The organism is Brockia lithotrophica (assembly GCF_003633725.1).
Classification (GTDB): domain Bacteria; phylum Bacillota; class Bacilli; order Thermicanales; family DSM-22653; genus Brockia; species Brockia lithotrophica.
This window is the reverse complement of sequence record NZ_RBIJ01000001.1, coordinates 848,627-859,216: the sequence shown is the minus strand read 5'-3', so window position 1 is coordinate 859,216 and position 10,590 is coordinate 848,627. Positions and strand designations below refer to the sequence as shown.

Annotated in this window: 10 protein-coding genes; 7 read left to right on the top strand and 3 right to left on the bottom strand. The window is 63.5% G+C overall.

The genetic code is table 11. From position 1 onward, the window contains the following. The coding region (locus C7438_RS03930) for a hypothetical protein (protein ID WP_252393314.1) at window positions 1-189 on the bottom strand (189 nt) is incomplete at its 3' end. 766 nt (window positions 190-955) lie between these two features. On the opposite strand from C7438_RS03930, the gene hemL reads away from it, so the two are divergent. From hemL to C7438_RS03910, 4 genes are all read left to right on the top strand, one after another. After that, window positions 956-2,284, top strand: a complete 1,329-nt coding sequence (hemL, locus tag C7438_RS03925) for a glutamate-1-semialdehyde 2,1-aminomutase (protein ID WP_121443991.1) — start codon at window positions 956-958, stop codon at window positions 2,282-2,284. A gap of 65 nt (window positions 2,285-2,349) precedes the next feature. Then, complete coding sequence (locus tag C7438_RS03920) at window positions 2,350-3,327, top strand: 4-hydroxy-3-methylbut-2-enyl diphosphate reductase (RefSeq protein ID WP_121443990.1); 978 nt, start codon at window positions 2,350-2,352, stop codon at window positions 3,325-3,327. A gap of 9 nt (window positions 3,328-3,336) precedes the next feature. After that, window positions 3,337-4,719, top strand: a complete 1,383-nt coding sequence (locus C7438_RS03915; protein ID WP_121443989.1) for a hypothetical protein — start codon at window positions 3,337-3,339, stop codon at window positions 4,717-4,719. Window positions 4,720-4,725: 6 nt separating this feature from the next. Further along, complete coding sequence (locus tag C7438_RS03910; RefSeq protein ID WP_121443988.1) at window positions 4,726-5,910, top strand: hypothetical protein; 1,185 nt, start codon at window positions 4,726-4,728, stop codon at window positions 5,908-5,910. Here C7438_RS03910 and C7438_RS09730 read toward each other — a convergent pair. Further along, on the bottom strand, window positions 5,794-6,162 hold the full coding sequence (locus C7438_RS09730; RefSeq protein WP_491996585.1) for a YszA family small membrane protein: 369 nt from the start codon (window positions 6,160-6,162) through the stop codon (window positions 5,794-5,796). The genes C7438_RS03910 and C7438_RS09730 overlap by 117 nt on opposite strands. A 124-nt stretch (window positions 6,163-6,286) precedes the next feature. Beyond that, window positions 6,287-6,565, bottom strand: coding sequence for a hypothetical protein (locus C7438_RS03905; protein WP_121443987.1), 279 nt, complete (start codon window positions 6,563-6,565; stop codon window positions 6,287-6,289). Window positions 6,566-6,711: 146 nt separating this feature from the next. On the opposite strand from C7438_RS03905, the gene C7438_RS03900 reads away from it, so the two are divergent. The 3 genes from C7438_RS03900 (at window position 6,712) to C7438_RS03890 (ending at window position 10,464) form a co-directional block, all read left to right on the top strand. After that, complete coding sequence (locus C7438_RS03900) at window positions 6,712-8,517, top strand: peptide ABC transporter substrate-binding protein (RefSeq protein WP_121443986.1); 1,806 nt, start codon at window positions 6,712-6,714, stop codon at window positions 8,515-8,517. A gap of 158 nt (window positions 8,518-8,675) precedes the next feature. Then, the gene (locus C7438_RS03895) at window positions 8,676-9,335 is read left to right on the top strand and encodes an ABC transporter substrate-binding protein (protein ID WP_121443985.1); all 660 of its coding nucleotides are present in this window, start codon (window positions 8,676-8,678) and stop codon (window positions 9,333-9,335) included. Window positions 9,336-9,363: 28 nt separating this feature from the next. Continuing rightward, the gene (locus tag C7438_RS03890) at window positions 9,364-10,464 is read left to right on the top strand and encodes a peptide ABC transporter substrate-binding protein (protein ID WP_353653304.1); all 1,101 of its coding nucleotides are present in this window, start codon (window positions 9,364-9,366) and stop codon (window positions 10,462-10,464) included. The last annotated feature ends 126 nt before the right edge of the window (window positions 10,465-10,590 follow it).

The window sequence follows — 10,590 nt, the reverse complement described above, 5'->3', positions numbered from 1 at the left end:
CGTTTCCATCAGGTACACCTCGGGCAGGGCTAAATCGTCAACGGCCCGCACGGGAAGGCGCTCGATGGCCCGCGCCGCGTCGTAGGCTACGTACCTGACAAAGCCGCCAAAAAAGGGCGGCAGCCCAGGCCATCTCGGCGCGCGGCGTGCGGCGAGGACCCCCCCGCAACTGTGCGAGGAGGTTTCCACGCCACCGCGCCGCTGTCCTACCATGCGTCACTGTCAAGAGGTCACCCTTGCCTATCACGAGTGATTCGCCGTAACCGAGAAATGTGTATCGCCCCTGGCCCCCGCTTTCGAGAAAAAAACTAGCTTGAGCATCCACCGCTAGCCGCTCATACCACACCAATGGATCAGTACCGTCCTATGGCAAGCGCCGCACCATCGGCACACAGTACAACCGTCGGGCGTCCAGATTAACGATACCTTCGTCCACAAATGACAAGCCTCCCTTCGCACACATGAATTTCATCATACGTGAGAAATAGCGCTAGAATAGCGCTCGACGACCATCAGTTTGAACGTTGTCGGGATGCTGAAGAACGACCGCCTCGCGCGCCACATTACCGACGCTGGTTGGGGCGTCTTCCGGGCGCTTTTCGAAGCAAAGGCCAAGTTTCGGGGAGTGTAAATTGAGAAGGCGAATCACTTCGAACCGACGTCGAAGAGGTTGGATTTAGCGTCCGGTTGAACGGCTCCGTCCTGTTCGTCAGCATGAAACGGAGTCTTGGCCTCGCGCGAGCGTTCATGGAGCGATCGGAGTGACGATGCTTCTTGCGAGCCCTACGGGAGACGGGCGGTGCAAAAAACGCCAATCGCTTCGTCGGACGAGGGTGGGAGGGGACCTAAATGCGACGTGTCGACGCGTGGGAAAAGAGACCCCCGCTTTTTGTATCCGTTGCATGCGGTATGGAGGTGGACGGTGCGGTAGAGTAGAGGACGAAGGAGGGATTCCATGTCCGAAAAAGTTGCGCGTTCGGAAGAGCTCTTTCGTCACGCGGTAGAACTCATGCCGGGGGGCGTAAACAGCCCCGTGCGCGCCTTCCGCGCGGTGGGACTTACCCCGCGCTTCATTGCCCGGGGAGAGGGGGCGTACCTGTACGACGTAGACGGGAACCGCTACCTCGACTACGTCCTCTCCTGGGGTCCGCTCATCGCGGGCCACGCGCACCCGCACGTCGTTCGGGCGGTCCGCGAGGTCCTCGAGCGGGGGACGAGCTTCGGGGCGCCTACGGAAGAAGAGGTACTCCTCGCGGAAGAGATCGTTCGGCGCGTTCCCTCGGTGGAGATGGTCCGCATGGTGAACTCCGGAACGGAGGCGACGATGAGCGCCGTACGCCTGGCCCGGGCCGCGACGGGACGCAGGCGAATCGTGAAGTTCGTGGGCTGCTACCACGGACACGCCGACCCGTTCCTCGTCCAGGCCGGCTCAGGTGTGGCGACCCTCTCCCTTCCCGACAGTCCGGGCGTGCCGGGGGAAACGGCGGGGCTCACCCTCACGGCCCCCTTCAACGACCTCGCCGCGGTCGAAGAGCTCTTCCGCCGCTTTGGGGAAGAGATCGCCGCGGTGATCGTAGAGCCGGTCGCCGGCAACATGGGCGTCGTTCCGCCGGTGCCCGGCTTCCTCGAAGGGCTTCGGCGGCTCACGCGCGAGGCGGGAGCGCTCCTCATCTTTGACGAGGTGATGACGGGTTTTCGCGTCCACGCCGCCTCGGCACAGGGGCTCTACGGCGTGGAGCCGGACCTCACGACGATGGGCAAGGTGATCGGCGGCGGCCTCCCCGTGGGCGCCTATGGGGGCCGGCGGGAACTCCTCGAGCTCGTCGCCCCGGCGGGGCCCGTCTACCAGGCGGGGACGCTTTCGGGGAATCCCCTGGCGATGGCCGCGGGGCGGGCGACGCTTGAACTCCTCGACGCAGAGGCTTACGCCTACCTCGACCGTCTCTCCGCCCGCCTCGCCGAGGCCTACCGCGAAGTCTTCGCCCGCCACGGCGTTCCCATCTGCGTGCAGCGAGTCGGCTCGATGCTCACGCCTTTCCTCGCGGAATGCCCCGTGCGCAACTTCGAAGACGCCCGCCGTCAAGACCTCGCGCTCTTCCGCCACCTCTTTCGCGAAATGCTGGCCGAGGGGATCTACCTCCCCGCCTCCGCGTTCGAGGCGCACTTCCTCTCCCTCGCCCACACGGAGGACGACGTCGAGCGCACGCGAGAAGCGCTGGAGCGCGCCTTACCGCGCGCGCTCGCGCAACGCAAACGCGAAGCCGACGGGAGTGCCAGCAGCTAAAGATGCGGCCTCCCGGTGGGAAGTTTGTTTTGCGGTGAACGGAGCTTGGCGAGGGGGGAGTACCGGTGGAAGTCGTCCGCATTTCGCCTCGGGGGTACTGCCACGGCGTCGTCGCCGCAATGGTCAAGGCGATTCGCGCCGCGCGCGATCCGTCCTTGCCTCGCCCACTGTACATCTTGGGAATGCTCGTCCACAACCGCTACGTCGTCGAGGCCTTTGCCTGCTTAGGCGTGGAAACCCTCGACGGTGCGGACCGCCTTTCGCTCTTAGAAAAGATCGCGACGGGAACGGTGATCTTTACGGCCCACGGCGTTTCTCCGGCCGTGCGGCGGCGCGCCGCGGAGAAGGGGCTTACGGTGGTCGACGCGACCTGCCCGGACGTCCTCCGCACCCACGAACTCATTGCGGAGAAGGCGCGGCGAGGGTACGCGATCCTCTACATCGGCCGCGCAGGGCACCCCGAACCGGAGGGGGCCATGGGGGTGGCTCCTGAGCACGTCTACCTCGTGGAGACCGTGGAGGACGTCGACCGACTCCCCGATTTTGGCGATCGGCCGATTGCGATCACGAACCAGACGACGATGAGCCAGTGGGACGTGGCGGACATCGTGGCATATGCCCGCGAGCGCTTTCCCCACGCCGAGGTGCACGACGAGATCTGCCTCGCCACGCAGGTGCGTCAGGTCGCCGTGGCGAAGCAGGCGCGCGGCGCCGACCTCACAATCGTCGTCGGCGATCCTCGAAGCAACAATACGGCCCGCCTCGCCCAGGTGAGCGAGCAAATCGCCGGCGTCAAGGCGTACCGCGTCTCCGACGTAGAGGAGATCGATCCGCGGTGGCTCTTTGGCGCGCGGCGTGTCGCCGTGACGTCCGGTGCGTCAACGCCTACGGCGATCACGAACGAAGTGATCGCCTACCTCGAACGCTTTCGGCCCGAAGATCCCGCGACGTGGCGCCCCGTTCGCCGCGTGACCTTGGAGGACATCCTGCCCAAGATCCCGCCCGAGCCCGAAATTCCGCATACCGGTCGTCCTCCCGCATAGAGGTATGGTGTGGGAGGTGAGCGCCCGGTTTGCGAAGCCGACCGGGGATCCGGGCGGCGGCAGATCGGGGAGCGGATGCCCGATCGCGGACGACTTTCCTTTGAACTCGTAGAGCGCATCGCCTTGGACGAACCCCTGGAAAGCGAAGCGCAGATCTTGGGTGCCGAACTCGTTCCGGACGTACGCATCGAAGAAGACGAGCGGCACGTGCGGATCGTTGGGTCCCTTCGCTTCACCGCAGAGTACCGCACTTCGTCCCGGGATCCCGAGGATGCGGGCGGGCCTTGCGGGGCGGGATCCGGCACGGGAGAATCGCCTCCTTCGACGCGCCATCTCGTGTACCGCATCCCGCTCGACATTTCCGTGCCCCGCGAGCGCGTGACCGGGGAGGGGCTTCTCCTCGAAATCCGCTCGCTCGAGGTAGAGCTTCTCGGCCGCGAGAGGCTCCTCTTGAGCACGGTTTTGGAGTTGGGGGGCATCGCCTCCTCGCCCGAAGGAGAGGTCGTCCCCGTCGTCGACACGGGGTATTCCTTTGAAACGACGGGTTTTTGGCCCTTTGCGGACGATTCGCAGGAGGCAAAGGAGAAGGATCCCGAACTCCTTGGAGACGATCCCGCCCTTGCGGCCCTCGCGTATTCTCCCGAGGACGTTCCATCTCCCTCGTCGGAGCCCCCTCCCGAACCGGAACCCTTTGCCCGGCCGCACGAGACTCCGTCGGCGGATGCCTTTTCTGAGTCCGTCTCCGAACCTCCTTCCCCGTCGGAGACTCCGTCTCCCCCGTCGCCGCAGGAGGCCCTCCTCTTTCCCTCCGGAGAAGGAGCCCCACCCGATGCCTTTCCTTCGGAGGAAACGCGGGAAACGACGGAGGAGGCCAAAGAGGCGGCGGAAGGAGCGAACGCGCGCGACGAAGCGGGCGCTTCGGGCGTTCCCGTAGAAGAAGCGCCCCCTACGGCGGAGGCGGAACGGGGACGACCGTCACGAGACACGGGCGAGGAGGGCGGAAAAAGCGCGACCGTCCGCGGGCAGGAGCGGGGACGAACTTCCCCGAGGAAAGGCCGAAGCGTCCTCCCCGGTTGGGGCGCGGCTCAGGCGCGGCGAGAGATTCCCGAGAACCTTCCGCCGACCGAAGGGGAGCTCCGGACGAACGAATTCCCTTCCTCCGTCGACCCTACCGCTTCTTTCGGGTCGCCCCGCATCGGCAAAGGGAATTTTCTCCCTTCGCAGATCGCCCGCTCGCGGGGACGGGAGCGGGCGAAGGAGGATTCCGCCCTCCGCTTCGTCTACCTCGGGCGAAAAACGTCCGCAGGCGGGAAAGGCGAAACTTCGCAGGCGGAAGGTTCTTCGCCCGGAGGGTCCCATTCGGCGCGGCGCGAAGGCGAGGAGCGGCGGTGAAGGCCGATGGGGTCCAAGGAAACGGAGGTCACACGCGACGCGCGGTTTGCCGCGGCCCTTCTCGGGACGTACTGGGGAATGCGCGGCGTCGTGCCCGAAGACGGCCCGCACGAACGGGGGGTCTTTTTCTTCCGCGTGGGCGGGGGGACGTACGCGCTCATTTCCGCGCCTTCGGGCATGCAGGCGGAGGCCGGCTTTCGCGCGCTCAAGTACGTGCACGGCCGGGGGCTTTCCACGTGGGAACCGCTCCCCAACCTCTTCGGCACGTACACGGTACACGTCCGCGGTACGGCATACGCCGTGTGCCGCGTCTACGAGACTCCGGCGAAAGCGCCCTCGCCGTACCCTTCCCGTTGGGACGATTCGGAAGAGGCTTCAGAGTGGCGCGTTCGCGCCGCGCAGACCCTCGCCCACCTTCACCGACTTACCGCGCTCTCCGCGTCTCCTTCCGCCGTCGCTGCGTTCCTCGAAGGTGAACGCCGGGCTTTAGCCGAACGGGCGGAGTGCATGGCCCGTCGGGAACGGGAAATCGCCTCGGCGCCCTATCCTTCCCCCGTCGAGGCGTTGTTTTTCGCTAACCTTGCCTTTTTGCGTGCGGCCGTAGAGGTTGCGCGGACCTCTTTGGACGGTGTCGCGCCTGGCGAGACTTACCCTCTCGTCCTCGTCCACGGAAGCCCCGTGGCCGACGCTTTCGATTCCGCGGGGCGCGTCCTCGGCTTTTGGAGTTCCGTGGCGTTTGCACCGGCCGCCGTCGATTTGGCGGCCTTCTTCCGCGGGGGGATCGAAGCGGCCGTCACCGCAGGCGGCCCTGTCTTCCGTTTTCGTCGGGGTGGTGAGATCTGGCTTGTCCGGTCGCGCGAAGCGTGGGAAGCGTACACGGCGGTGCGCCCGCCCGCCGAAAGCGAGGTCGCTCTGCTTCGGGCGCTTCTCGCAGCCCCCGCTCGCTCCCTCGACTTTTTTTGTCGGTACCCCGCCGACACCGCAGGCCACGAACTCGACCTCGTGCGCCGGTTTGAACGGTACCTGGACGAAGATTACCTGGCGGGCGTTCTCGCTGCCGCCCTTCCGTTTCCCTCAGTACCAGTCGAGGAGGGCGCCGACGTAGAGGAGAAAGAGGACGAGGAGCACGAAGACGTCAAACGTCGTGGGCGAGATGAGCGTGCGGAGGAAGTACACGAGGATCACCGGTAAGAGTACGGCGCGGAAAAATTCCTTTGCCCGGCCGAGGACGCCGCGCATCCACTCGAGCACTTCACCCGCCTCCCTTTGTCCCGCACGCGTGGGAAGGCGATCTTTCCCCCCAGCCCTTCCCCGTTTATCCGCGAAAGCGAGCTCTCCGCCCAATCCGTGACAAAACGAGACCCCGCCTTTTCCTGTGCATACGCGGGAAGGGCTCCCGCCTTCCGTCCGCAGGTACTCTTGTACTGCCCTTTTCCTGTACATATGCGGGAAGGGCAACTGCTGGTGCGTCAGATTCGCCGATACCTTCCTTCTCCCATACGTACGCGGGTGGGGGATGCCAGGTTTCCGGGGTTTGCCGCGCCGGGAGACGCGCGCCGCTCTTCCGTTACTCTCGCCACAGCCCGAGGGTCGCCGCGAGGAACACGAGCATCACCGCTCCGCCGATTCCGAGCAGCCAATAGGCGGCCCTGCGGAGGGGAGAGGGGTTCTCGAGGAAAGGGGGGTCTTGTTCCGGGGACACAAAAGGGTACAGCTGGCGCCAGGCGTAGCGGACGAAGGCCCAGCCGGGTGAGGTGATCAGGTAGAGGACCCCTCCTGCCGAGAAAAGGGCGAGCCCTCCCAAAAACCCGTAGTCAAGGCACGTGCGGAGATCGCAGGGGAACACGCGGCACCCCCTCTCGCGGAAAGGATTTCTTGTGTCGATCTTTCTTCATCCCGGGCATTGCCTTTGGAAAACGGTTTCGCTATAGTGAGTGTACATCACGGGCCAGAGGAGCTGTGCCCGAGAGCGAGACCTTAGGGGGGGTTCGAATGCACGGACGCGCAGTATGGCGTGGGGCGGCGTTTTTCCTGGCGCTGCTCTTCGCGGCGGCCGCCGTACTCGGAGGCTGCGGTGGGAAGGCCCAAGCGCCGGCTTCCGAGGGTCAGGTGCTCCGGCTTATGATCGGCGACGAGCCGCCGGACATGGTCGCCCAAACGACTACGGATACGATCTCCATCATGCTCCTCAGCGCGGTGCAGGAGGGGCTCGTGCGGCTTGGCCCCGACGGGAAGCCGGTTCCGGGTATGGCGGAAAAGTGGGAGGTGTCTTCCGACGGGAAGACGTATACCTTCCACCTGCGCAAGGACGCGAAGTGGTCCAACGGCGACCCCGTGACGGCAAAGGACTTCCTTGCGGGTTGGAAGCTCGTCCTCGACCCGCACATGGCTGCGGAGTATGCGAACCTCATCACAGACTACGTCGTGGGTGCGGAAGACTACTACAACTACCAGCGGTACCTCATGTTCAAGGAGCAGGCGGAGAAGTCGCCGGACGAATACCAAAAGGCACACGGCGACAAGACCCCTGCGGAAGTCGTCTACGGCAAGAAGATGGACGCGGTACCCGAGGTGACCTTCGACGCCGTAGCCCTTAAAGCCAAGGACGACTATACGATCGAGATTACGCTCAAGGAGCCGATCCCCTACTTCTTCGACCTCTTGGCCTTCCCGACGTACTTCCCCCTGAACGAGAAGTTCTACACGGCCAACAAGGAGAAGTACGGCTCCGATCCGCAATACCTCCTGTACAACGGGCCCTTCGTCCTTTCGGAGTGGGCACACGGGTCCAAGGTCGTGCTCACGAAGAACCCCAACTACTGGGACAAGGACACGGTAAAGCTCGACAAGATCACCTTCGACGTCGTGAAGGATGTCAACACGGCGGTCAACCTCTACCTCACGGGTAAGGTAGACCGGACGGGACTTGCCTCGGAACAGGTTCCCAAGTACAAAGACCGTCCCGATTACCACACCTTTGTGCAGTACGTAACCTTCTACCTCCAGTTCAACACGCAAAAGAAGCCCTTCGACAACGCAAAGGTGCGCAAGGCGCTCGCCTACGCCATCGACCGCAAGGCGTTTATCCAGACGGTCCTTCAGACGGACTCCGTTCCCGCCTACGGCCTCGTCCCCGAGACGGAGCCCGCCTGGGCCGGGGCGGACACGACTTTCCGCGACTGGAGCAAAAAGATGTTTGGCGGCCCGCTCTTCCAGGACGTCGGGGGGAACCCGGCACTCAAGGCTGAGGCCAAGAAGCTCCTCGAAGAGGGTCTGCGCGAATCGGGGATCGATCCGGCGAAGTTCACCTTCGAGTACCTCACGGACGACTCCGACGTCGCCCGGAAGTCCGCCGAGTTCTTTAAGTCGATGTGGAAGGAAAACCTGGGGATCGACGTGGAGATCAAAACCGTGGTCTTCAAGGAGCGGCTGAACCGCATGAAGACCGGCGACTTCACCGTAGTTCTGGCCGGGTGGGGTGCGGACTACGACGACCCGGAGACGTGGTTTGGCCTCTTTGAAAAGGGGAATCCGTTCAACTACGGGAAGTATTCCAACCCCGCTTACGACGAGGCCCTCAAAAAGGCGCGGACGGCGGGCACGGACCTCACGAAGCGGACAAACGCTTACGCAGAGGCGGAAAAGATTCTCATCCAGGACGACATGGGGATCGCCCCCGTCTACTACCGCGTGATTTCGTACCTCCAGCAGCCGTATGTGAAGAACCTGATCCAACGCGCTTCCGGGCCGGACCTCGAGTTCAAGTGGGCGTACATCGACACGTCGGCCAAGAAGTGAGGTTGCCGCGGATCCCTCGAGATTGCCACGGCATCCCTGCAGTGGGGCGAGGCCTTCGGGCTTCGCCCCGCTTTCTCTATCGCTTTCGGCATTTAGGTCTCTCCCCTCTTGTGCCGGGTTTAAAAGAGGGGGGAAGCGAACCTTCGGAGGTGAACGGCGTGCGCAAATGGGTTGTGTTGTTTGCGGCCTTCGCCCTCTTTCTGGCGGGGTGCGGCCGCACTCCCGGGTCCAATGCGGGAAGTGCCGACGCTTCCGCACCTAAGGGACAGGTTCTTCGCCTTCCGCTCATGGACGAGCCACCTGAGCTCGACGCTCAGAAGACTACGGACGCCGTATCCATCGACATTTTGAACGCCGTGCAAGAGGGCCTCGTGCGCATCGGTCCGGACGGCAAGCCTCATCCGGGTATGGCGGAACGCTGGGAGGTATCACCAGACGGTACGGTGTATACCTTCCACCTGCGCAAGGACGCAAAGTGGTCCAACGGCGACCCCGTGACGGCCCAAGACTTTCTCGCGGGGTGGAAACGGGTCCTCGCGCCGGAGACGGCGTCGGAGTACTCCTTTCTCCTCACGGACTACATTGCAGGGGCAAAGGCGTACGCGGATTACCAGCGTTACCAAATGCTCGTAAAGGAGCAGGCGTCGGATCCCGCCGGTTACCAAAAGGCGTACGGAGACAAGACGCCCGCGGAGGTCGTCTACGGCGAAAAGTTGGAAACGGTTCCCGAGGTGACCTTCGACGCCGTGGGAGCAAAGGCCAAAGACGAGCATACGTTGGAAATTCACGCTTCTCAAACCCATACCCTACATCTATGAACTTTTAGCCTTCCCCACGTACTTCCCCTTGAACGAGAGGTTTTACGCGGAAAACCGCGAGAAGTACGCCTCGGAAGCTTCCTCACTTTTGTACAACGGTCCCTTTGTGATCTCGGAGTGGGTGCACGGGTCTCACGTGGTACTTACGAAGAACCCGAACTATTGGGATCGGGACTCGGTAAACCTCGAGCGCGTCACCTTGAACGTCCTGAAAGACGTGAATACCGCCGTGCATCTGTACGAAGTAGGCCAGATCGACCGCGTGGTGCTCTCCGGCGATCTCGCGCCGAAGTACCGCCAGCGCGACGACTACCACGCCTTTGTGGAGTACTTCACATATTTTCTCATGTTCAACTTCGAGAAGCCGCCGTTTCAAAACGCAAAGGTGCGTAAGGCGCTCGCCTATGCCGTCGACCGCAAGTCTTACGTGGAGACTGTACTTCAGAACGGCTCCCCAGCTGCCTACGGGCTCGTCCCCGAGGGCGAACCGGCTTGGGCCGGGGCGGATACGACCTTCCGCGACTGGAGCAAAAAGATGTTTGGCGGCCCGCTCTTTCAGGACGTCGGGGGGAATCCTTCGCTCAAGGAAGAGGCCAAGAAGCTCCTCGAGGAAGGTCTGCGCGAGTCGGGGATCCCGCTTGAGAAGTTCCGCTTCACCCTCCTCCATGACGACAACGAGACGGCGCGTAAGGCTGCGGAATTTCTCAAAGCCTCTTGGAAGCAAAACCTCGGTGTTGAGGTGGAACTCAAGCAGGTGACGTTTAAGGACCGCCTCGCACGCATGCGTCGGGGGGACTTCGAGGTCGCCTATACCCGGTGGGGGGCGGATTACAACGACCCCGAGACGTGGCTGGGGCTCTTTGAGACGGGCGGGGCTTTCAACTGGGGGAAATACGCGAATCCCGCCTACGACCACGCACTGGCGCTCGCCCGTTCGGCCGGCACGGATTATGCAAAGCGAACGGATGCATACGCGGAGGCGGAGAAGATCCTCATCCGGGACGACATGGGCATCGCTCCGCTCGACCATCGCGCCGTCGCTTACCTACAAAAGCCGTACGTCCAAGGCCTCTTCATGCGCGCCACGGGAGCGAGCATTGAGCTCAAGTGGGCCAAGGTCGCGCGCTGAACCTGTTTCCGCCGGGCGGACGGCAGACAAGGAGGGGCGGCACTGCCGCCCCTTCACAGTTTTTGCTGCGGTGAGACCTGGAAAGAAATCTTCTTTTTTGGGAGGCCGTGTGCTTTAATAGGGAGA